21 protein-coding genes are annotated in these 22,430 nt (G+C 69.6%); 7 read left to right on the top strand and 14 right to left on the bottom strand.

Going from position 1 to position 22,430, the window contains the following annotated elements:
- Window positions 1–31 precede the first annotated feature (31 nt).
- The 4 genes from ACLJQ7_RS19490 to ACLJQ7_RS19475 all read right to left on the bottom strand — a co-directional run bounded on the left by ACLJQ7_RS19490 (window position 32) and on the right by ACLJQ7_RS19475 (window position 4,799).
- A complete protein-coding gene (locus ACLJQ7_RS19490; protein WP_410649599.1) occupies window positions 32–580 on the bottom strand; it encodes a bifunctional nuclease family protein in 549 nt (182 codons plus the stop codon).
- Between the two features lie 23 nt (window positions 581–603).
- Window positions 604–2,373, bottom strand: coding sequence for a cytochrome c oxidase subunit I (gene ctaD, locus ACLJQ7_RS19485; protein ID WP_410649598.1), 1,770 nt, complete (start codon window positions 2,371–2,373; stop codon window positions 604–606).
- Between the two features lie 43 nt (window positions 2,374–2,416).
- Window positions 2,417–3,523, bottom strand: coding sequence for an acyltransferase domain-containing protein (locus tag ACLJQ7_RS19480; RefSeq protein WP_410649597.1), 1,107 nt, complete (start codon window positions 3,521–3,523; stop codon window positions 2,417–2,419).
- A gap of 370 nt (window positions 3,524–3,893) precedes the next feature.
- Window positions 3,894–4,799 carry a LysR family transcriptional regulator gene (locus ACLJQ7_RS19475; RefSeq protein WP_410649596.1) on the bottom strand — a complete coding sequence of 302 codons (906 nt, stop codon included), beginning with the start codon at window positions 4,797–4,799 and terminating at the stop codon, window positions 3,894–3,896.
- Window positions 4,800–4,870: 71 nt separating this feature from the next.
- Here ACLJQ7_RS19475 and ACLJQ7_RS19470 point away from each other — a divergent pair, with 71 nt between their 5' ends.
- A complete protein-coding gene (locus ACLJQ7_RS19470) occupies window positions 4,871–5,860 on the top strand; it encodes a YeiH family protein (protein ID WP_410649595.1) in 990 nt (329 codons plus the stop codon).
- Here the strand turns inward: ACLJQ7_RS19470 and ACLJQ7_RS19465 are convergent.
- Together ACLJQ7_RS19465 and ACLJQ7_RS19460 are read right to left on the bottom strand one after the other, a co-directional pair.
- Window positions 5,838–7,013, bottom strand: coding sequence for an MFS transporter (locus ACLJQ7_RS19465; protein WP_410649594.1), 1,176 nt, complete (start codon window positions 7,011–7,013; stop codon window positions 5,838–5,840). The genes ACLJQ7_RS19470 and ACLJQ7_RS19465 overlap by 23 nt on opposite strands.
- Before the next feature lie 56 nt (window positions 7,014–7,069).
- On the bottom strand, window positions 7,070–7,966 hold the full coding sequence (locus tag ACLJQ7_RS19460; protein ID WP_410649593.1) for a DMT family transporter: 897 nt from the start codon (window positions 7,964–7,966) through the stop codon (window positions 7,070–7,072).
- Here ACLJQ7_RS19460 and ACLJQ7_RS19455 point away from each other — a divergent pair.
- The 3 genes from ACLJQ7_RS19455 (at window position 7,965) to ACLJQ7_RS19445 (ending at window position 11,937) form a co-directional block, all read left to right on the top strand.
- Entirely contained in the window at window positions 7,965–9,389 is a 1,425-nt protein-coding gene (locus tag ACLJQ7_RS19455) for a PLP-dependent aminotransferase family protein (protein ID WP_410649592.1), read from the top strand. The genes ACLJQ7_RS19460 and ACLJQ7_RS19455 overlap by 2 nt on opposite strands.
- 37 nt (window positions 9,390–9,426) lie before the next feature.
- The gene (locus tag ACLJQ7_RS19450) at window positions 9,427–10,125 is read left to right on the top strand and encodes a Crp/Fnr family transcriptional regulator (protein WP_410649591.1); all 699 of its coding nucleotides are present in this window, start codon (window positions 9,427–9,429) and stop codon (window positions 10,123–10,125) included.
- Between the two features lie 291 nt (window positions 10,126–10,416).
- Window positions 10,417–11,937 (top strand): sialidase family protein, encoded by a 1,521-nt coding sequence (locus ACLJQ7_RS19445; protein WP_410649590.1) that lies wholly within the window; start codon window positions 10,417–10,419, stop codon window positions 11,935–11,937.
- 122 nt (window positions 11,938–12,059) lie between these two features.
- On the opposite strand, the gene ACLJQ7_RS19440 is transcribed toward ACLJQ7_RS19445, so the two are convergent.
- The 4 genes from ACLJQ7_RS19440 to ACLJQ7_RS19425 form a co-directional block, all read right to left on the bottom strand.
- On the bottom strand, window positions 12,060–12,527 hold the full coding sequence (locus ACLJQ7_RS19440) for a hypothetical protein (protein WP_410649589.1): 468 nt from the start codon (window positions 12,525–12,527) through the stop codon (window positions 12,060–12,062).
- Entirely contained in the window at window positions 12,528–12,797 is a 270-nt protein-coding gene (locus ACLJQ7_RS19435) for a DUF1905 domain-containing protein (protein ID WP_034322891.1), read from the bottom strand.
- Window positions 12,798–12,835: 38 nt separating this feature from the next.
- On the bottom strand, window positions 12,836–13,342 hold the full coding sequence (locus ACLJQ7_RS19430) for a flavodoxin domain-containing protein (RefSeq protein ID WP_410649588.1): 507 nt from the start codon (window positions 13,340–13,342) through the stop codon (window positions 12,836–12,838).
- An 88-nt stretch (window positions 13,343–13,430) separates the two neighbouring features.
- Window positions 13,431–14,639: a nitric oxide synthase oxygenase gene (locus ACLJQ7_RS19425; protein ID WP_410649587.1), complete on the bottom strand. Its 1,209-nt coding sequence runs from the start codon at window positions 14,637–14,639 to the stop codon at window positions 13,431–13,433.
- A 379-nt stretch (window positions 14,640–15,018) separates the two neighbouring features.
- Between ACLJQ7_RS19425 and ACLJQ7_RS19420 the strand changes: the two genes are divergently transcribed.
- Entirely contained in the window at window positions 15,019–16,035 is a 1,017-nt protein-coding gene (locus tag ACLJQ7_RS19420) for a CobW family GTP-binding protein (protein WP_410649586.1), read from the top strand.
- A 172-nt stretch (window positions 16,036–16,207) separates the two neighbouring features.
- Complete coding sequence (locus tag ACLJQ7_RS19415) at window positions 16,208–16,474, top strand: hypothetical protein (RefSeq protein ID WP_340682962.1); 267 nt, start codon at window positions 16,208–16,210, stop codon at window positions 16,472–16,474.
- 60 nt (window positions 16,475–16,534) lie between these two features.
- Here ACLJQ7_RS19415 and ligD read toward each other — a convergent pair whose 3' ends face one another.
- Genes ligD through ACLJQ7_RS19400 form a run of 3 tightly spaced genes read right to left on the bottom strand, consistent with a single transcriptional unit; the run spans window position 16,535 to window position 19,810 of the window.
- On the bottom strand, window positions 16,535–17,542 hold the full coding sequence (ligD, locus tag ACLJQ7_RS19410; protein ID WP_410649585.1) for a non-homologous end-joining DNA ligase: 1,008 nt from the start codon (window positions 17,540–17,542) through the stop codon (window positions 16,535–16,537).
- On the bottom strand, window positions 17,539–18,618 hold the full coding sequence (locus tag ACLJQ7_RS19405) for an ATP-dependent DNA ligase (protein ID WP_410649584.1): 1,080 nt from the start codon (window positions 18,616–18,618) through the stop codon (window positions 17,539–17,541). Before ACLJQ7_RS19405 ends, ligD begins: the two co-directional genes overlap by 4 nt.
- A 40-nt stretch (window positions 18,619–18,658) precedes the next feature.
- Entirely contained in the window at window positions 18,659–19,810 is a 1,152-nt protein-coding gene (locus ACLJQ7_RS19400) for a DUF1015 family protein (RefSeq protein ID WP_410649583.1), read from the bottom strand.
- Window positions 19,811–19,921: 111 nt separating this feature from the next.
- Between ACLJQ7_RS19400 and ACLJQ7_RS19395 the strand changes: the two genes are divergently transcribed.
- Complete coding sequence (locus ACLJQ7_RS19395; protein ID WP_410649582.1) at window positions 19,922–21,442, top strand: MDR family MFS transporter; 1,521 nt, start codon at window positions 19,922–19,924, stop codon at window positions 21,440–21,442.
- On the opposite strand, the gene ACLJQ7_RS19390 is transcribed toward ACLJQ7_RS19395, so the two are convergent.
- The gene (locus tag ACLJQ7_RS19390; protein ID WP_410649581.1) at window positions 21,439–22,329 is read right to left on the bottom strand and encodes a TIGR03854 family LLM class F420-dependent oxidoreductase; all 891 of its coding nucleotides are present in this window, start codon (window positions 22,327–22,329) and stop codon (window positions 21,439–21,441) included. The two genes, ACLJQ7_RS19395 and ACLJQ7_RS19390, sit on opposite strands and share 4 nt — an antisense overlap.
- Between the last annotated feature and the right edge of the window lie 101 nt (window positions 22,330–22,430).

Below are 22,430 nucleotides of genomic sequence, written 5' to 3'. Positions count from 1 at the left end.
AGCAAATTTTGCTATGAAAGGCCCCTTCATCTCACGGGTGGGAGCGCGGTGGGGCGGGCGGCGGGTCCCCGAAGTCCTCCGGCGCGATCTTGTCCAGCGCCGCCCGGAACTCCTCGACCTCCCGTTCCTGCGCGACCGGATCCGGCGGCAGCGACGGCAGTTCCGCGTCCGGCCCGCTGCCCACGATCTCGACCCGCACGGAAGCGACCTCCAGCACCGCGTCGGCCACCTCGATCCCGACCCCGGCGCGCAACCCGATGGCGACCGCGTCGCTCGGCCGCGCGGAGACACGGATACCGGAATCGAGCACCAGGTCGGCGAAGAAGATGCCGTCCCGCAGCGCGGTGACCTGGACCCCGGTGACCCGGTGCCCGAACGACTCGACCACCTGGCCGATCAGTTCGATCGTGCCCGGCCGCGGCAGCCGGATCTGCTCCTGCGCGAGCGCCACCGCGCTCGCCTCGGGGCCGCCGATCGTGATCGCCAGCCAGCGGCGTTCGCCCTCCCGCTCCCGCAGCAACATCACCGGTGCCGCTTCCGGAGCCAGCACTGCCATCCCTTCGACGTCCATGGGGATCATGCGCGGTACCTCATTTCCTCGCCTCAGGCGGTGTCGTCCTTCAGCGCCTTGTCCGCCACCACTTCCGACGGGGTGGCCTGGTCTCGACGCTGGAACGGGGTCGTATGCCCCTCGGCGCGCAGCCTGGGGATCATGTGGGGATAGTGGAGTTCGAACGCGGGGCGTTCGGACCGGATCCTCGGGAGATCGAAGAAGTTGTGCCGGGGCGGCGGACAGGTCGTCGCCCATTCCAGCGAATTCCCGTGGCCCCACGGATCGTCCACTTCGACGACCTCACCGAATCGGTAGCTGCGGACGACGTTCCACAGGAACGGCAGCACCGAAGCGCCGAGCAGGAAGGCGCCGATCGTGGAAATGGTGTGCAACACCGTGAAACCGTCGGTGCTCAGGTAGTCGGCGTAGCGGCGCGGCATTCCTTCGTTGCCGAGCCAATGCTGGACGAGGAACGTCGCGTGGAAGCCGATGAACGTGGTCCAGAAATGGAGTTTCGCGAGCCGCTCGTCGAGCATCCGCCCGGTCATCTTGGGGAACCAGAAGTAGATTCCGGCGAAGGTGGCGAATACGATGGTGCCGAACAGGACGTAGTGGAAGTGCGCCACCACGAAATAGCTGTCGTGAAGGTGGAAGTCCAGCGGGGGCGCGGCCAGGATGATCCCGGTCAGCCCGCCGAGCAGGAACGTCACCATGAACCCGATCGACCACAGCATCGGTGATTCGAAGGTGAGCTGGCCCTTCCACATGGTGCCGATCCAGTTGAAGAACTTGATCCCGGTCGGCACCGCGATGAGGAAGGTCATGATGGAGAAGAACGGCAACAGCACCGCGCCGGTGGCGAACATGTGGTGCGCCCACACCGCGAAGGACAGCGCGGTGATCGCGATCGTCGCGAACACCATGAGCTTGTAGCCGAAGAGCGGTTTCCGGCTGAACACCGGGATGATCTCGGTGATGATGCCGAAATACGGCAACGCGACGATGTACACCTCGGGATGGCCGAAGAACCAGAACAGGTGCTGGAACAGGATCGCCCCGCCGTTGGCCGGATCGAAGACGTGCGCGCCGAGGCGCCGGTCCGCCATCAGCCCGAACAGGGCCGCGGTGAGGATCGGGAAGACCGCCAGGATCAGGATCGTGGTGAACAGGATGTTCCAGGTGAACAGCGGCAGCCGCCACATGGTCATCCCGGGCGCGCGCAGGCAGAGGATCGTGGTGACCATGTTGACCGCGCCGAGGATCGTCCCGAGCCCGGAGACGATCAGGCCCATGATCACCAGATCGGCGCCGACGCCAGGGGTGTGCGCGGCGTTGGACAGCGGCGTGTACATCGTCCACCCGAAGTCGGGCGCTCCGCTCGGGGTGAGGAACGCGCTGAGCGTCATCAGCCCGCCGAAGAGGTACAGCCAGTAGGAGAACGCGTTCAGCCTCGGGAAGGCGACGTCCGGTGACCCGATCTGCAGCGGCAGGATGTAGTTGGCGAACGCGAAGAGGTTCGGTGTCGCGTACAGCAGCAGCATGATCAGGCCGTGCATGGTGAACAGCTGGTTGTACTGCTCCTGCGAAAGGAACTGCATCCCCGGCCTGCCCAGCTCGCCGCGCATCAGCAGCGCCATGAACCCGCCGATGAGGAAGAACGCGAACGAGGTGCTCAGGTAGAGCACGCCGATCGTCTTGTGGTCGGTGGTACGGACGATGTTGAGGAACACGCCGCCCTTGGGCGCCCGGCGCCGCCCGCCGAAACGGACGGCCTCCGGGCGGGGCGATGTCTTCACCGCGGCCATGACGACTCCCAGCACGAGGACGCACCTTCTGAAGGCTGGTACCCGTCCAGGAGAGTCCCTACACGCGGGCTTTTTCAAGAGGCTGAAGGGCTTGTCCCGGCAGGAGCCCGAACGCCGGATCGGCCCCGTCCGCCCACAAGGCCGTGGCGACTCGCAGTAGTCGCGGGAGCCCCGGCCGATGCGCCGGATGCGCGGCGACGACCAGGTGCTCACGGTCGTGCAGGGTGTTCCCGATCAGCGAGCCGAGCTGTCCGGCACCCATCTGCACGAACGCGCGGAACCCGGCCGCGTACATGTTCTCGACAAGGCCGCGGAACCGCACCGGCTCGAGCAGATGCCGCACGAACAGGTCACGCACGTCCGCGGCCGCCGCCGGATAGGGCCTGCCCGTCGTGGCCGACCAGACCAGGAGTTTCGCCGGACGCGGAGCATGGCGCTCGGCGGCCTCGCGGATCGGGCCGAGATACGGTGCGAGCATCGGGGTGTGGAACGCGGGCCGGGCCGGCAGCACCACAGAGATCACCCCGTCGGTACGGAATGCGCGCACGAAGCCGTCGACGGCTTCCGCGGGCCCGCAGATCATCGTCTGATGTGGCGCGTTATCTTGGGAGAGCATCACTTCCGACTGTCCTTTGAGGACTTCGATGACCATGGACGCCGCCGCGCCGATCACCGCGAACGCCAGCCCCGGCACCTTGAGAGCGTCCGGATCGAAACCCGCCCGGAACGTGTCCACCTCGGTGTCGGCGTGGATTCCGGCAATGGCCATCGCGGTCCACTCCCCCAGACTGTGCCCGGCGAGCGCGTCCGGGGTCACGCGCAGACGGCGCAAGGCCGTGTCGAGCAGCCTGCCCGACCGGACGTCGTCGGCGGGCGTCTCGCAGGCGTTCTCCGGCCCAGGGAAGACGAAGGCGAGTTTGCCACCGCCCGCGCCGAGCAGCGGTTCCGGAACGAACCAGAGGTCGTTGCGGCCGCGCCACGATCTACCCTTCGCGACCACTTTCCTGGCCAGGTTCAGTCGTTTGGGCGTCGGGTCGACGAGGCTGAGCCGGATCCGGCCGCGGCCGATGTCGCCGGTGCGCGGAAGGTCGTCGCGGTCGAGCAGGCAACCCATCTCGGCGACGGTCGGTGCGGACAGGCGAAGGACACTGACGGCCTTTCCCACGGAAGCCTCCGAAACACGGAAGAGTGAATTGATCACCGAGCGTACTTAAACGCAGACGCGGCGGCACGTCAATACTTGGAAGTACGGTTTCCGGTCACAGGAACCGAATGGCGGAACGCCGACCCGTGAAACGCGAAGATCGACGCGTTTCCCCTGCGAGCAAGTACCGAAGATCCCATGTTTTTCCCGCGACAGCAGGGAAGATCAGCCCGAATCGCCACCCGGAGTCCACCATTCCGCTTTCGTCGGACCACCGGCCAATAGTGGTCCGCACCTATTTCCGGAGATAGACGGCGATTCGCCCTATCGTCGGTAGCACGCCGATGACGGATTCGGTATCACGCGCGGTCACGAAGAAACATGAAGGGGCTCAGCGGGCTTTCGCATTCCGGACCGCGATGCTCAGCAGTTCCGCGGCCGGACCGGCGAGCCGCCGCCCGGCGGGCCACACCGCGCGCAGTTCCCGGCCGAAGTCGACGCCGTCCACCGGGACCGGGACGAGCCTGCCTTCGGCGACGTCCCGGACGATGGCGAGTTCGCTGATCACCGCCGGACCGGCGCCCGCGATCACGGCGTTGCCGACCGCGGAGGCGGACCCCAGTTCCAGCAACGGTTTCGCCGGGCCGACACCGGCCTTGCGCAACGCGGCGTCCACGGTCTCCCTGGTCCCGGAACCCGGTTCGCGCACGACGAGCGGCGTGATCGCCAGTTCGGCCGCGGTCACGGGACGGCGCTTGCGCGTCCACGGATGACCCGCGGGCACGACGAGGACCAGGTGATCGGTGGCCACCCGCCGGGACGAAAGGCCGGGCAGGGAACCGGGCGACTCGACGAACCCGAGGTCGACCTTGCCCTCCCGCGCCAGTTCGGCGGCCTGGTCGGAGTTGGTGACCTCCAGCCCGAGGTACAGCCCGGGGTCGCCGCGTTTGAGCTCGCCGATCCAGCCCGGCACCAGATACTCGGCCAGTGTCATGCTCGCGGCGACCCGCAGATGCGCCTCGTGCTGGGTGCGCAGCGCTTCGGCGCCGTCGAGCAGGCCGTCGAGTTCGGACAGGACGCGGTGCGCCCAGCCCGCGATGACCCGGCCGTCGGGGGTGAGCGCGGAACCGCGCCGCGTGCGGTCGACCAGCACCAGCCCCAGCCTCCGCTCGACCGTGGACAGTCGTTTGCTCGCCGACGGCTGCGCGATCCCGAGACTGGCCGCGGCCTGCCCGATACTGCCGAGCTCGTCCACGAGCACCAGCAGGCGCAGGGAGTCCAGATCGGGTGTGGTCATAGCCCAAGTGTATGACCTACCCCCGGTATTCCCGGCTACCGAGGTCGCCCCGTCCGGGCGAGGCTCGAACCATGAGCACCACGCACGCGAGACCGACGAAGCCCTACCTGACCGCCTTCGCGATCACCGGCGCCGGAGTGGCCGCCGCGTACCTGGTCGGCACCGCTTTCCCGGTCGTCAGCGCGCTCACCATCGCCGTCGTGCTCGGTATCGTCACCGGATCGCTGCCTTCGCTGTCCGACGGGACCCGGAAAGCCATCGCCGGGATCACGAAGAAGCTGCTTCGCGCCGGCGTCGTGCTGCTCGGTCTTCAACTCTCGCTCCCGGCCGTCCTGGCGCTGGGGCCGGGGACCCTGGTCGCCGTTGTGCTCACCGTCGGGATCACATTCCTCGGCACGATCGGTCTCGGCAGGCTCCTCGGTGTGCCTCGCGGCCTGGGGATACTGGTCGCGACCGGGTTCTCCATCTGCGGCGCCTCCGCCATCGCCGCCATGGAAGGCGTCGTGAAACGCGAGGACTCGGACGTCGCGACCGCGGTCGCCCTGGTCACTTTCTACGGCGGGCTCGCCATCGCCGCGGTCCCGCTGATCGGCGGCTGGCTGCGGCTCGACGCGGCCCGGATCGGCGAATGGGCCGGCCTCAGCGTGCACGAAGTCGCGCAAGTCGTCGCCGCGGCCACCCCCGCCGGGAGTGCCGCCATCGCGGTCGCCATCGTGATCAAGCTCAGCCGGGTGGTCCTGCTGGCCCCGATGGTCGCCGCGGTCGGCGTGCACGAGCGGCATCGGCCCGTCGACGGCAAGCGGCCGCCCCTGGTCCCGCTGTTCGTCCTCGGTTTCCTCGCCATGGCCGCCCTCCGCAGCACCGGGATCGTGCCAGGTGTCGTGCTCGACGTCGCCAAGGTCGCCTGCACCCTGCTGCTGGCCGGCGCGCTGTTCGGGCTGGGCTGCGCGGTCCGGCTCGGCGAACTCGTCCGCACCGGCGGCCGCGCCCTGCTGCTCGGCCTGCTCTCCACTCTGCTGGTCGGGACGACCGCGCTGGTCACACTGACCGTGCTCGGTTGAGGACGACGGCCGCGAGCAGCGCGACCACGCCTCCGCCGACCATCACGACCGGAACCGAGACGGCATCGACGACCACTCCGCCGAGCAGCGCGCCCGCCGAAAGGGTCGCTTGGAACGACGAGGTGAACAGCACCGACGCCGCTTCGGGCGCGTGCGGCGCCGCCCTCGCGAACCACGTTCCCGAGCAGACGGGGACGGCACCGTAGGCGAAACCCCACAGCACCAGCAGCGCGAGCGCGCCCGCTTTCGTGTCGCCGAGGAACGGCAACGCGAGGGCCGCGACACCGATCGATCCCGCCGCGGCGAGGAAGGTCAGCCGGAGATCGCGGGCGATCGCCGCGCCCGCCACGAAATTGCCGGCGATCCCGGCGGTGCCGTAGACGAACAGGAAGACGGTGATCAGCTCGGGGCTCACCTCTGTCACCTGACGCAGGAGCGGCGTGACGTAGGTGTAGGTCCCGAAGTGGGCGAGCACGATCAGCACGGTGACGAGCAGGCCGAGCCGGGTCGTCCGCTCGCGGGTCATCCCGCGCAGGACGCCGAGCCGGGTCGCGTCCGCCGACGGCAGTGGAGGCAACGTCAGCGCCAGCGCGGCGAGGACGCCGATCGTGAAGACCGTCATCACCGCGAAAGCCGCTCGCCAGCCGAAAAGTTCGCCGAGGAAGGTTCCCGCCGGCACTCCGAGAACCGAGCCGAGCGGGACGGCGGAGAAGATCACCGCGGTCGCCCTGCCCGCGCGCCCGGGGCCGACGAGCCGTTCGGCGAGACCGGAACCGATCGCCCAGAAGGCGCCGATCACCAGCCCGACCAGCACTCGCGAGACCAGCATCGCCCAGTAGGCCGCCGCGGTCGCCGCGAGGACGTCGGCCACGGCCAGCACCACCATCAGCGCGCACAGCAGGATCCGGCGGTCGAGCCGTCCGGCGGCGACGGTGACGGCCGGGGCCGCGAGCGCGGCGAGGAAACCGGGCAGGGTCATGGTCAGGCCCGCCGTCCCCGGCGTGATCCGGAAGTCCTCGCCGATCGGGGTCAGGAGGCCGATCGGCAGGATCTCCGTGGTGACGAGGGAAAAGATCCCGAGCGTCACCGCGAGGACGGCGAGCCATCCCTTCAGCGGGGTCCGCGCGGAGGTGTCGAGGGCAGAAGCGGTCATGTGCTTCAGCCCATCACCACGCGGGCACCGCGGTCTGGCGGAATCGCGACGTGGATCTAGCTACGGGATCGCTGGGTCACGACGATGCAGGCGACGACGATCAGCGCGGTCACCGGCGCGGCGGCCGGGAGGTGCTCGCCGAGCAGCAGGACCGCCCAGACCAGGGTCAGCAACGGCTGGGCGAGCTGCAACTGACTCGCCCGCGCGACCCCGATCTCGGCCATTCCCCGGTACCAGGCGAAAAACCCGCCGAACTGGGAGATGAGCGCGACGTACAGCAGCCCGGCGATGCCCTCACCGGTGACGTGCAGCGGTTCGGTCGCGAGACCGAAGACGGCGAACGCGCCGGTGACCGGCAGCGCCAGCACCAGCGCCCACGCGATCACATGCCAGCCCGCCATCTCCCTGGCCAGCCTGCCGCCCTCGGCGTACCCGAACGCGCACAGCACGAGCGCGCCGAACAGGAACAGGTCCGCTGTGGACAGTCCACCGCCGCTCTGCCCGACGGTGAACACGACGACCGCGCTCGCGCCGACCGCCGCGGCGAGCCAGAACCGGCGGGAGGGCCGGTGCCCGGTCAGCTTCGAGGAGATGACGGCGGTGGCCAGCGGCAGGAGCCCGATCACCACCGCGGAATGCGCGGTCGACGACGTCGTCAGCGCCAGCGTGGTGAGGATCGGGAACCCGAGGACACAGCCGAGGGAGACCACGGCCAGGCCCCGCCACTGGTCGCGCCTCGGCAGCGGGACCCGGAAGAGCCGAAGACAGATGCCGGCGACCAGCGCGGCCAGGACGCTGCGCAGCCCCGTGGCGGTCCACAGGTCGAAGCCCTTGAGCGACCATACGGTGGCGGGAAACGTGAACGAGAAGGCGAGGACACCCAGCGCCGCCAACGCGGTCCCGGAGCGGACCGCTACTGCTCGATCCGCGATAGCGCTATCATCCAGTCTCATGTCCGATGGTAGCAGCGTCACCAGCCTGGTCACACAGCTGAAGTCCGACCTGGAGCGCTATCCGGTAGACGGAAAGCTCCCGTCCAGCCGGGAGCTGGTCCGGCAGCTGAAGGTGAGCCCGGTGACGGTGTCGCGGGCCATCGCCGCGCTGGCCGCCGAAGGCCTCGTGATCACCCGCCCCGGCGCCGGCGTCTTCCGCGCCCCGCCGGCCCGTGAGGTGGCGGTGACCGGTGACGTGTCGTGGCAGGAGGTGGCGCTCGGTTCCCAGTCCGGCGCCCGGGTGATCGACGCCAGCGGCGTGCTCACCGCGCTGAGCGACCCGCCGTCGGGTGTCATCGACCTCAACGGCGGCTACACGCATCCGAGCCTCCAGCCGGAACGCGAACTCGCGGCCGCGTCGGCCCGCGCCGGACGCCGTCCCGGTGCCTGGACGCGGCCGCCGATCTGCGGCTTGCCCGAACTGCGGGCCTGGTTCGCCCGCGACATCGGCAGCCCGGTGAACGTCGAGAACGTGCTGGTCACCTCGGGCGGGCAGAGCGCGCTGACGACGGCGTTGCGCGCGCTCGGCGCACCCGGCGCGCCGGTGCTGGTGGAATCCCCGACGTACCCGGGCATGCTCGCCATCGCGCGGGCGTCGGGGCTGCGGCCGGTCCCGGTGCCGATCGACCGCGACGGCGTCCGGCCAGAACTGCTCGCGGACGCCTTCCGCGACACGGGCGCCCGGCTGTTCGTCTGCCAGCCCGCGTTCCAGAACCCGACCGGCGCGGTGCTGTGCGCCGAACGCCGCGCCGAGATCCTGCGGATCGTCCGTGACGCGGGTGCTTTCGTCATCGAGGACGATTTCGCCCGGCTGATGGCGCATCCCGGCAGCCCGGCTCCCCCGCCCCCGCTCGTGGCCGACGACCCCGACGGCGTCGTGGTGCACATCCGCTCGCTCACGAAACCGGCGTCACCGAGCCTGCGGATCAGCGCGCTGGCCGCGCGCGGCCCGGCACTGGAACGCCTGCGCGGGCTCCACGCCGTCGAAAGCTTCTTCGTTCCGCGCCCGCTGCAGGAAACCGCGCTCGAACTGGTCAGTTCTCCCGCCTGGGGCCGCCATCTGCGGAGCCTCGCGGCCTCGCTGCGGGAACGCCGCGACGTCGCCGTCTCGGCGCTGCGGGAGTTCCTGCCCACCTGGGCCACCGTCCCGGTCCCGACCGGCGGTTACCACCTGTGGCAGCCGCTCCCCGGCTTCGTCGACGAAGTAGCGCTGACCAGTGCCGCTTTCCGCGCGGGAGTAGCGGTCACCCCCGGCAGGATTTACTTCGCGGCCGAGGCTCCAGGGCCCTATCTGCGCCTGAGCTACGTCAGCGCCGCGACCGGCGCGCAGCTGCGGGACGGCGTCCAGCGCCTCTCCCAGGCGTACCAGGAGATCCCCGGCTGACGTCTCGTACGATCACGTGCGGAGGCGACGAAAAGGCATGACACAGCCGGCGGCGGCGCCGCACGAATCACCCGGCAGGCTCTGGGAACTGCTCGACGACGGCCAGCGCAAGGCGCTGCGTGCCGAGGCCGAACTGCGCCGGTACCCGGCGGGAACGGTGATCATCCGCGAGGGCGACCGGTCGGACTGGGTGCTGATCCTGATGGCCGGGCGGGTCAAGATCACGTCGGTGTCCACCGGCGGCTACGACGCCGTGCTGGCCGTCCGCGATCCGGGCGACATCATCGGCGAGATGGCGTCGATGGACGGCAGCCTGCGCTCGGCCACGGCGATCGCCGTCGAACCCGTCACCGGCCTGTGGCTGTCCTCGCGCGCGTTCAACACCGTGCTCCGCGACCATCCCGGCATCTCGGTGGTCCTGCTCCGGATCATCACCTCCCGACTGCGTTACGCCAATTCGCGCCGCACCGAATTCGGGGACAGCACCGCCGCCGAACGGATCGCCGCGATCCTCGTCGACCTCGCCGAGCGGTACGGCGTTCCCGTCGCCGACGGCACGCTGATCGCCCTGCGGATCAGCCAGCGGGACCTCGCCGGGCTCGCGTCCGCGTCGCGGGAAGCCGTCGCGCGAACCCTGCGGACCCTGCGCGCCGACGGATTGCTCAGCACCGGCCGCCAGCGACTGGTCGTGCGGAGCGTCGACGACCTCAGGCAGCTGGCACCCGACGACCACTGAGCCGCCACGGCGGGCCGGCAACCGCCGGTGAGTCCGCCAACGGCCGGACCCACCGGCGCCACGACGCGAACCGGTGATCGACCGCCCCTCACCCTCTCCGGATCGATCACCGTCATCGGCCCTCCCTTCCGATCTCGCGCCGTGTCCGACGGGAACGAGCTTGGCAGGGATCATCCCGTCGTTCTGCGTCACCTGACACAAAGCGCGAAACCGGGTTGTACGCGTCTTGTACGAGACGGAAGGACTCTCATGTCCCGTCACCTGAACCGAATCCAGGACGGAGTCACTCCCGTGAAGATCTCCCGCGTCGCACAGGGCCTGTTCGCGGCCCTCGTCGCCACCGCGGCGGTCGGCGCAGCCCCGGCCACCTCCCTCGCCGCGCCGGCCACCGGCGACCGGTTCTCGGCCGCCGCGGTCGGGAACACGTTGGTGTACAAGCAGAAAACAGAAGGTTACGACTGCTTCAGAATCCCCGCCATCGTCAAGGCGAACAACGGCGAACTGCTCGCGTTCGCCGAAGGCCGCAACGGCGGAGCCAGCTTCTGCAACGACAGCGGCGACATCGATCTCGTCGTGAAACGCTCCGCCGACAACGGCAGGACCTGGAGCGCACCGAAGATCGTCATCGAAGGTTTCGGTGACACCAAAGGAAACCCGACGCCGATCGTGGTTCCCTCCACCGGCCGGATCGTGCTGCTCTCGGTGATGGAATGCGTCAAGAACCCCGACTGCAACCGTATTCCGCGCGTCTCGATCAGCGACGATGACGGCAAGACCTGGACCGCGCCCAAGGTGCTCACCACGCAGCTCGGGTTCAGCAGCGCGCCCGGCTGGCTCGCGACCGGGCCGTCGCACGGCATCGTGCTGACCCGCGGCGCGCACGCGGGCCGGATCGTCGCCGGAATGAGTTACACCGCCGACGGCAAGAACAGCGGCGCGCTCATCTACAGCGACGACCAAGGGGTCACGTGGAAGCGCGGCGCCACCGACACCCCGGCGTCGACGGCCGGGCTGAACCCGCAGGAGATCAGCGTCACCGAACTGCTCGACGGCCGGGTCTACGCCGCGGCGCGCAACCAGGCCAACAACGACGACAAATGCCTCAGCGGTGGTGCCAAGAACCGCGCCTACGCCATCAGTTCCGACGGCGGGGCCAGCTTCTCGACCAAGTTCACCTTCGAGGAGGACCTGATCACCCCGGTGGTGCAGGCCTCGACCGCGCGGATGACCGCGACCGACAAGGCGGGCAAGTACAACCGGATCCTGTTCGCCGCGCCGTCGGTCTGCGACCGCCGCAAGGAACTCGTCGTGCGATCGTCGTTCGACGAGGGCGCGAACTGGCAGGGCAACTCCGCCGGAACGCTGGTGTGGAGCGGTGACGCCGCGTACTCCGACATGGTCCAGCTGTCCTCGGGTTCGGTCGGCGTGCTGTACGAGGCGGGCCCGGCGGGGAACGCCAACGAGACGATCCGCTTTTCCACCGTCACCGAGACGACCCTCGGCGCCCCGGTGTGCGGCGGCGGATACGGCGTGATCGACTCGGCCCCGCTCGGGACGTCGGGCACGGTTTACCTGTCCTACAACGCTTCCAACGGGCAGAACTGTGTCAGCACGATGAAGAGCGCGTCCGCGGGCACCGCGACCGCGACATCGGCCTACCTCGAAGTGGCGGGGGCGTCCAGGATCACCGACTCCGGGTCGTTCTCGTGGTTCGCCGGCCCGGTGCGGGCGGCCGCGGCGGGCAAATGCGTGAAATGGGGCGGTTCCGCGGGCGGAACGTCGTACAACAGCCCGTCGGAACACTGCGGCTGAGCACTGGGCCTCGGCCGCGCCGGGGTCGTGAGTGATAAAGAGCGTTCTAACGCTCTTTATCACTCACGACCCCTCCACTCAAAGCCTTCACGCGCCTCTTGCTCTGGCCGCGCCCTCGGTCATCACTTCGGCGGACGCTGCCGGGGGGACAGCTTGGTGAGCGCCAGCTTCTCCAGCCCGCGCGAGATCTCCGCGATCCCGGCGTCGAACCGGTCCAGATCGACACCCTTGGCGGCCAGATCTTCGCGGACGTGCTTCTCGACCTTCGCCCAGTCGTTGCGGTACTCGGTGGCGAGTTCCTTCCACGGCACACCGGCCAGCCCGGCGGTGAGGCCGCCGTCGTAGGCGAGCACGCCGCGCTCCATCAAGTACGCGATGCCCGGGTATCCGAGATATCCCTGCCAGTAGGACCCGTTGTCGTTGGCCGTGATCGACCCGGCCGCCGGATCATGGCGGACGTCGTAGGTCTTGGCCTTGTCCGACGACGCGACCCGCGCGGTGTCGCCGTCGATCTCGACCCGCCCGTCGGCGACCGCGCCGAGTGCCTCGTAGATCTTGATGACCGGGGACGGCTTCCAGTCCGCGGCCACTCAGCCCTCCAGCCGTTCGAGCAGGACGACCTCCACCGTGTCGCCCTCTTCCTTGCCGATCGCCTTGCGCACGTCGGCCTTCACCGGGAGTTTGTGGGTGCCATCGCCCAGCGCCATGAACGAACTCCGGAAGGGATGCCCGTCGACGGTGCCGCGGACCTTCACCAGCCCCTTGGTGCCGAAGAACTCGGCGGAGCCGGGCATGACCACGTACGTCCAGCCGCCCTTCTCCGGGCTCTTGACCAGCGTCGCAGTGAACCGTTTGTCCATGAGGGCACCTTACGGCAGGGCACCGACGAAACGGTCCTTCACAGCGCGACCCGGATGCGCACCCGGCGGCCGACGTCACGGGCCCACGCCCGGATCGACGGCCAGTCACGGAAGTCGCCCGCCCAGGGGCCCGCGGCCATGACCTTCCAGAACAGGCCGCTCGCGGTGGCCGGGGTGAGCCTGCCGCCGAAGGTGGCCGTGCGCTCGGCGTCGATCCTCGCGGCCAGCAGGGCGACCCCCGCGGGCAGGCTCACCCGTTTGCCCGCGGCGAGTGGTCCGCACGGCCCGCTGTGGAACAGCCAGACCGGCCGGTTCCGGAGCGCCTCCTCGTGCTCGGTGAGCAGGCGCACCGCCTCCGGGCGCCAGCGCCGGTGGTACAGCGCGCTCCCGACGATCACCGCGCCGTACGGCTCGACGTCTTCGACTTCGGCCGCGTCCAGCAGATCGGCCGTCAGCCCGCCTTCCCGCAGTTCAGCGGCGATCACCTCGGCGATCTCCCTTGTCCCGCCGGACTTACCGGCATGGGCGACGAGTACTGCGGTCATGCCACCATTGTCCGCGCGGGCGCCTACCGTGCCACCGCCCGGCCCGTCGACACGCCGCATTCGGCTCACCTCTTCACCCGTCGGAGCGCTACCCGGGAGGCAGGAACGCCGGTCTCGCCGCCGGATCGGGTTCGTCGTAGTAGCGGTGGAACACGGCGGTCTGCCCGCCGGACAGCGGCGGGACTATCCAGCTCCAGTCGGCCCGGCAACGGCGCCCCGCGCGCTCCTCCTTGGCGATATGCGTGAGGAACCGCCGCGATTCGGTGTGGTGGTCGGCGACGGTCACGCCCGCCGCGTCGAAGGAGTGCTGGACGGCCAGCGTCAGTTCGACGAGCGCGCGGTCGCGCCACAGGGTGCGTTCCGATTTCGTCGACAGGCCCATCAGGTCCGCGATCATCGGCAGCAGGTCGTAGCGGTCGGTGTCGGCCAGGTTGCGCGCGCCGATCTCGGTGGCGAGATACCAGCCGTTGAAGGGCGCCGCCGGGTAGGTGATCCCGCCGATGACCAGCCGCATGTCGCTGATCGCCGGTACCGCGTGCCAGCGCAGCCCGAGCCCGGCGAACCAGCGGTGGTCGGGATGCGACAGCGGGACCTCCAGGACGGCGTCCGGCGGCAGCCGGAACAGCCGCCGCTCCCCCGGCCCTGATTCGATGAGCAGTGGGAGGACGTCGAACGACCCCTTGCGCTCGGGCGGGCGCCAGCCGTGCTCCTGGACGGTCTCGGTGAAGGCGGCGTAGCGCGGATCGCCGAGCACCGAGCCGTCGCTCAGCCGGTAGCCGGCGTACCGGACCAGCTGGTCGTTGTGGATCTTCGGGCCGGGCCCCGCCGGACCGTCCGGCGCGAACACGGTGATGGCCGGGCGGATCCGGCCACCCCGGGTCGCCTCCCGCAAATGGGTGACGCACTCCTCGGCGATGGCGGCGGCTCCGACGACGTCGCGACGGTCGCGCACCCTCAGTCCCTGCCAGTACAGCCTGCCGATGCACCGGGCGGAATTCCGCCAGGCCACTCGCGCGCCGAACTCGACCTCGGCCGTCGTGTGGCGATACGTGCCGGTCTCGCCGATCTCGGCACGGATGCGGTCGAGCCGCTCGCGCAGCCGCGTGGGACCACAGTCCGTCTCGGCGTGGAAGAGCCGGACGAAGTCCTCCGCCTCGGCGACGTCCACGCTCCGTTCCCACGGGCCCGCCTCCGGAGGCAAGCGAGGGATATCCGTCACCCGCATGGAGGCCGTCGTCACCTCGGCTTCCCACTCTCCGAATTCGACGCCGGCACCGGCGGCGGGAACGATCACCATTCCTCCTGCACTCGGAAATGCCCGGAGGGATCCTGCCTGATCGGCGAGATGGCCGGGTCCGGACCAGACGAAAGACGATACCTCACGAAAAGACGACCACGATCCTCCAAATGGCAGAAGCTGCACCCGAGCTGACATTTATGCAGCTAGAAAGCTTGCGGACGACAATATTTGGAATTGATTACGACTTCGCGGGATATTCACCGAATTACGTCTCGATAAATGATCACCCCCCAGCCAAGATCACTTTATGATCGGCGCCGATCACTCTTTCGAGCGTATTCGACAGCGAACCCCTTCTGCTCTTTCCCCGTGCCGGTGTATTGGCCCGCTCCCGCCGTCGCTAGAGTGCGGGGAGCTCCGAGGAGAAAGGACAATCGTGGTCGACAGGCGGATTCCGGTCATCCTGGTCGCGGGCTTCCTCGGCTCCGGCAAGACCACCCTGCTCAACCACCTGCTGGCCAACCGGCAGGGCGCGCGGATCGGGGTCGTGGTCAACGACTTCGGCAGTATCGCGGTCGACGCGATGGCCGTCTCCGGCCAGGTCGACACCATGATGTCGTTCGGCAACGGCTGCCTGTGCTGCGCCGTCGACGCGAGCGGGCTCGACGCCATGCTCGCGAAGCTCTCCGAGGCCGAGGCCGGGATCGACGTCATCGTGATCGAAGCCAGCGGACTCGCCGAACCGCGTGACCTCATCCGGCTGATGATCGCCAGCGAGAACCCCGTCATCGCCTACGGCGGCCTGGTCGAACTCGTCGACGCCGCCGAGTTCGAGACGACCAGGAAGCGGCACCCGGAGCTGGACGAGCACCTCGGATTCGCCGACCTGGTCGTGCTCAACAAAACCGACCGGGCCGACCAGGACACCCTGGCCAAACTGCGCGGCACGATCGACGAGGTCGCGCCCGGCACCCCGGTGATCGCGACCTCCCACGGCCGGATCGACCCCACCCTGTTCTTCGACGCCCGGCCGCGCGAACGGGCGGGTCAGCTGTCGTTCGACGACCTCCGCGAGGAAGAGCACGACCACGAGCACCACTTCCACACCGCGTACGACAGCGTCGCCTTCACCACCGAACGGCCGCTGGACCCGCGACGGCTGATGGACTTCCTCGAACAACGCCCCGGCGGCCTCTACCGGATCAAGGGTTTCCTCGACTTCGGCCCGAACGGCCCGCGCTCCCGGTTCGGCCTGCACACCGTCGGCTCCTTCATCCAGCTGGACCGCTCGGCGTGGCCCGCCGGCCTGCCGCGCCGGAGCGAGCTGGTGCTGATCGGCTCGGGGATCGACACCGACGCCGTCACCGCGCGCCTCGAGGAATGCGTCGCGGACGATCCCGAGGCGATCGACGACCGGGGCATGTTGCGCGTGCTGCGGTTCATTCAGGACTGACACGCCCGCTCGCGCCCCCGGTGCCGAGTTACGCCCCCGATCACGCGTGTCCGGACCGGACGTACTTTGACACGCCGAAAGACCGAAATACCGGGAATCGCGGCGAGTCTCGTTGACACTGGGCTGCGGAAGGAATCTCGAGCTGGACCACCTGTATCGGGAGGACAGTTCCATGACGAACACCGCCGGACGCTGGTACCTGGTCGGCGCGCTGCCGGAGGACTCCCCCGCCGCGCATCTGATGACCCGCTCCGAGGACCTCCGATACCGGCGTTCCGCCTGCGGGGACAAGGAATCCCGGTTGTGGACACCGGTGGATCTCACCACCACCGACGTCGCCCCGTGCCCCCGCTGCGCCGCGACCCTGCCCGGCCACCGTTCCACCCGTAAGGCCGAACCCGCCGCGAATACGCAACTCGCTTTCGACTTACCGCTCTGACCCCCCGCATTTCGTCCTCTGAATGCGGTAGTTGCGCGTGCAAGTACCGCATTCAGAGGACTAAACGCTGTCCTTCTTGGCCCTGCTCGGCGCGACCCGGGGCGGCTCGTTCGGCATCTTCGGATAGACGGGCGGCCAGGGCGCGTCCATCAGCCCGTCCGCCATGTCCTTCCTGGACATTTCGAGCAGCGGCTCGATCGACTGCGGTTTCGTTCCCTGCCAAGGGTCGCCGCGTTCCGCGAGCCGAGCGGGCACAGTGGACAGGGTGAGCTTGTCCGGCTCGACGGTCTCCAGTTCGTCCCAGCCGATCGGCGTCGACACCTGCCCGCCGACCCGCGGCCGTACACACCACGCGCCGAACACCGTCTTGTGCGGCGCGTTCTGGTTGAAGTCGACGAACACCCGGGAGCCGCGTTCTTCCTTCCACCACTGCGCCGTCATCTCCGCCGGGTGGCGTCGTTCGAGTTCGCGGGCGAGCGCGACGGCGGCCGCGCGGACCTCGTAGCCGTCCCACTTCGGTTCCAGCGGCACGTAGAGATGCAGGCCGCGCGAGCCCGAGGTCTTCAGCTGCGCGGTAATGCCCAGCTCATCGAGCAATGCCTTCGCCAGGACGGCGCCATGCCGCAGTTCGGGGAACCCGATCCCCGGCGACGGGTCGAGGTCGATGCGGAGCTGGTCACTGATGTCCAGCGAGTCGGCCCGGTTCGGCCAGACGTGGAAACCGAGGCAGCCCTGGTTCACCGCCCAGACGATGTGCGCGAGGTCCTTCGCCACGAGCGCGTCCGAGGTGGTGCCGTTCGGGGTGGAGACCACCGTCGTGGTCAGCCAGCCTGGGGCGTTCTTCGGAACTCTCTTCTGGAACCACGACTTCCCGCCCGCGCCGTCGGGATAGCGTTCCAGCAGCAGGGGTCTGCCGCCGAGTTGCTCCAGCAGCGGCACCGAGACCGCGCGGTAGTACTCGACGAGGTCCAATTTGGTCTCACCGCGCTCCGGGAAGTAGACCTTGCCCGGATTGGAGACCGCGAACTCGACGCCGTCGAGGTCCAGCGTGACCGGCTCTGCCTTCATGTTTCCCCCAGTTCGGTGAACAAAGTGGCCAGCTCGGCGGGCGGGACCTCTTCGAGCTGCGCGTACGTGCACGAGGCCGGTTCACGGTCGGGGCGGAAGCGCACGAGCCTCCCGCCGTGACGGAACCTCGTGCCCTCCACGTGTTCATAGCGGACTTCGGCGACCCATTCGACGCGGAGCGGCTCCCAGCTCAGGTCCTTCTGCGGCGCCCACCGGCTCCCCGCTCCCGGCATGCGCCCGCCCGCCTCCTCGTGGGTCTCGGCCCACTCGCGCCACGGATGGTTCTCCAGCGCGTTCTCCCGCAACGGCGCGAGCTCCTCCACCAGCTCACGACGCCTCGCGGCGGTGAAACTACTGGCCACGCCCACACTGTGCAGAACGCCTTCGTCGTTGTAGAGCCCGAGCAGCAGCGAACCGACGCCGACACCGTCCTTGTGCCACCGGAATCCGGCGACGGCGCAGTCCGCCGTCCGCTGGTGCTTGACCTTCCACATCACCCGCTTGTCCTGTTCGTACGGCGCGTCGGCGGGTTTGGCCATCACACCGTCGAAACCCGCGCCCTCGAACCGGGTGAACCAGTCCTGGGCGACGTCGGGATCCTCGGACAGCGGGGTCAGGTGGACCCGGGCGAGCTTCGTGTCGACGACGCCTTCGAGCAGCTTCCGCCGCTCCCCGAACGGCTCGGGCGTCAGATCCCGGTCGTCCAGCGCGAGCAGGTCGAACACCACGAAACTGGCGGGCGTCTCCGCGGCCAGCTTGTTCACCCGGGACGCCGCCGGGTGCAGGCGTAGCTGGAGCGTCTCGAAGTCGAGCCCGCCCTCGGTGACCAGCACGATCTCGCCGTCGACGACGCAACGCTCGGGCAGCGCTTCCTTGAGCAGCTCGACCAGCTCGGGGAAGTACCTCGTCAGCGGCCTGTCGTTGCGCGAACCCAGCACGACCTCGTCGCCGTCGCGGAAGACCACGCACCGGAAGCCGTCCCACTTGGGCTCGTAGAGCAGCCCCGGCGTGCGAGGCAGTTCGTGCACGGCTTTGGCCAGCATCGGCTTGACGGGTGGCATCACGGGCAATTCCACGAGGCCGATCCTAGGCCGCGTCACCGACAAAAGCGCGGCGTCAAAGTTCGGCCAGCAGAAGCCCGCTCCGCGGTTTGGGCGTGAAGTAGGTGGCCTTCCTCGGCATCCGCGATCCGGCCGCGTGCACGGCGAGCACCTCCGCGTACGGAACCGGAGCAAGCAGGAATACCGCGTCCGCGTCTTCGGGCACCGGCGTGCCCGGCAGCAACGGACGCACGTTCGGTCCTTCCGGATCGACGCCGAGCGCTCCGCGAAGCAGCTCCTGTTCCACCACCGCGTGGTCACCGCCCGCCTTGCCGAGCGTCACCCGGAAGGCCGACTCGCCCGCCAGCACGGTCACCTCGCCCGGCTCGGCGGGCGGACCCGGCGGGCCGGGATGGACGTCGAACCCCGCCTCCGTCCAGCGCCGGAGAAGGGTGGCCGGGTCGAGACCGGTGCCGGCGAGCACCCGGTGGATGGGCCCGATCCGCAGCCCCGGCCCGCCCGTGACCAGCGCGAGCAACGCGCCGCGCCCCGAAGCCGCGGCGGCCGCGACCCGGTGATTGCCGTCGGCGACCAGGAGATCCAGCTCGTCCAGGGCCGCCAGCAGTTCGTCCTGGGCAGGCCCGGGGCCGGCGAGCCACAGTTCGTGTTCGCGACCCGGGCCGTCCACTGTGGACAGGCTCGGCACCTGTCCCCGGCAGAACCGCTCGATCAACGCGGTCAGCTCCCGGCCGCCGGTCGCGGGGACCAGCATCGCGGCACTGGTCGCGACACCGAGTCCGGCGAGCATCGCCGCTCGCTCCGCGACGACGTCCGGATAGACGTCCTCGGTGTGCCGCACCCGGGTCACCCCGTCATCCCGGACCGCGGCCGGATCGACCAGGCACAGCACCCCCAGCGCGACCCCGTCCGGCCCGTCGATGCGATACGGCGCGACGACGTCGGCGACCGGGCGGTAGTGCCGCTCCCGGATCCGCTCGAACGTCGCCCTGGCCTGCGGCAACGCCGCCTCGATCGAGAGGCCGCCCGCCAGCGCGGCAGGGGTCCTCGCCGGATGCTGGACCGCCAGCAGGCTGTCGCCGTGCGCCCCGGCGAGGGCGGCCTCCACTCGGCCCGGGTCGGCGAACTCGTCGACGTCGGGCCCCGGGACGCTGTCGCGGACGGCCCAGCCGCGGCCGATCGGGCGGATCCAGGTGCTCATCCGAGCCATTTTGCGGGATGGCTCACGGAAGAAATCAGTCCCATGACCGGGTGTCTCCGTGGAATGCTTACCCATGCGAAATAGTTGACGCCGTTCATGAGCCTGAGGAGACCGTCACAGATGACCACCCCGGCCCCGGTCACCGCGAAGGAAGGGGTCGGTTTCCGGTCCGAACGCGGCCCCGTCCTGATCGCCGTGATGCTGTGTTCCGGCCTGATCGCGCTGGACTCGACCATCATCGCCACGGCGGTGCCCTCGGTGGTCGCCGATCTGGGCGGGTTCTCGCAGTTCCCGTGGTTGTTCTCGATCTACCTGCTGACCCAGGCGGTCACCGTCCCGCTGTACGGCAAGTTCGCCGACGTCCTCGGCAGGCGGCCGGTGATGTTCTTCGGGATCGCGGCGTTCCTGCTGGGCTCGGTGCTCTGCGGCGCGGCCTGGAGCATGCCGGTGCTGATCGCGGCCCGCGCGGTGCAGGGCATCGGCGCGGGCGCCATCCAGCCGATCGCGCTGACCATGGTCGGCGACATGTACACGGTCGAGGAACGCGCCAGGGTGCAGGGCTACCTCGCCAGCGTGTGGGCCATCTCGTCGGTGGTCGGGCCGACGCTGGGCGGTGTGTTCGCCGAGTACCTCGACTGGCGCTGGATCTTCTTCATCAACCTGCCGCTCGGCGCGCTGGCGGCGTGGATGCTGTTCCGGAACTTCCGCGAACGCGTCGAGCGTCGCTCGCACCGCATCGACTACCTCGGCGCCACGCTGCTCACCCTCGGCTGCTCGCTGCTGATCCTCGGCCTGCTGGAGGGCGGGGTCGCCTGGGGCTGGGCGTCCGCGCCGAGCCTGGCGATCTTCGGCGGCGCGGTGGTGCTGCTGGTGGCGTTCGTGTTCGTGGAACGCAAGACCGACGAGCCGGTGCTGCCGCTGTGGATCTTCACCAAACGGACCCTGATCGGCGGGAACCTGATCGCCGTCGTCGTCGGCATGCTGCTGATGGGCCTCACCTCGTATCTGCCGACCTTCTCGCAAGGTGTGCTCGGCACCGGCGCGCTCGTCGCCGGATTCGCGCTGGCGGCGCTGACCGTCGGCTGGCCGATCTCGGCGTCGCTCGCGGGCCGCGTCTACATGCGGATCGGGTTCCGGGACACCGCGCTGATCGGCAGCGGGATCGTGATCGCGGGCGCGGCGCTCACCGTGTTCCTGACGGCCGGGTCGTCGATCTGGCTGGCTGCCTCGGCCGCCTTCGTCCTCGGGCTGGGCCTGGGGCTGGCGTCGAGCCCGACGCTGATCGCCGTGCAGTCCACGATCGGCTGGGAACGGCGCGGCGTCGTCACCGCGACCAACATGTTCAGTCGCTCGCTGGGCAGCGCCGTGGGCGTGGCGATCTTCGGCGCGATCGCGAACGCCACCCTGGCGAGCCGGTTCGCGAGCCCGCCCGCGGGGGTCACCGGCCTGCCGTCCGGGGTCGACGCGACCAGTGTCGTCCTGGAGGGCCACGGCCCGGACACCCCGACGACGACGTTCGTGCGCGGCGCCCTCGCGGACGCCACGCACCACGTCTTCCTGGCGATGCTGGTGGTCGCCGTGCTCAGCGTCGGCGCGCTGCTGCTGATGCCGCGGCGGACCGAAGAGCTGAAGTTCGACTAGTTCTGCAGCGGGACGGCGTGCTCGACGAAGTTCTCGACGAACCGCTCGATCGGCTCCGGCCCGGCCGGGTACAGCACGAACTTGCTCAGCCCGGCGTGGACGTACTCGGCGATCAGGTCGCGGGCGGCGCTCCAGCTGCCCGCGATCAGCCGGGACGGGTCCGCGTCGGATCTGGCCCCGATCGAAGCCGCGAGCGCGTCCGGGATCCCGTCCTCCGCGACGATGAGGCTGATGCCGAAATGGTCGGCCTCGATCTCCCTGCTCGCCTCGGCCGCGGCCTCCTGGATCGCCTCGCGTCCGGCACGTGCCTCCTCCGGCGTGAGGAAACTGGCCAGCCAGCCGTCCGCGAGCCTGCCGACCCGCCGCAGCGCGCCCGGCGCCTTCCCGCCGAGCCAGAGGTCGAGCCGCTTGACCGGTCGCATGCCGAGACCCGTGCCCTCGACGCGGAAGAACTCGCCGTGGAAGGTCACTTCTTCCTGTTCCAGCAACGCCCTGATCAGCCGCAACGACTCGTCGAACACCGCGGCGCGGCGGCCCTGCGGCACCGGGAACAACGGCAGTTCCGCGTCGCGCGCGGGTTTCAGCCCGAAGACCGGCAGGACCCGTTTCGGCGCGAGCGCGGCGAGGGAGGCGAGTTGCTTGGCGACCAGGACCGGGTCACGGCCGGGCAGCACCATCACCCCGGTGCCGACCTTCAGTTTCGTGGTGCGGGCGAGCGCGTGCGTCAGCCCGACGACCGGGTCGATCCTCGGCGAGTACACCGCCTCGGGCAGCCACAGCGAATCGACACCCGCCCGCTCCAGCAGATCGACCGCGGCCCCGAACTCCCCGGGCGCCGTCCCGGTCCCCAGCCCGGCACCGATCCTGATCTTCAGGTCCTCCGCCACACTTGCTCCCTTCCCGTGTTCCCAGCGTGAACAACCCCGCACAAGCATGGACTCATTCCGCGAACCCCCCGTACATTCCAGTGTCGTGCGGGCCGTTCCCG

This window comes from Amycolatopsis sp. cmx-4-54, from assembly GCF_046548895.1.
Classification (GTDB): Bacteria; Actinomycetota; Actinomycetes; order Mycobacteriales; family Pseudonocardiaceae; genus Amycolatopsis.
This window is presented reverse-complemented; position numbering and strand designations above follow the sequence as displayed.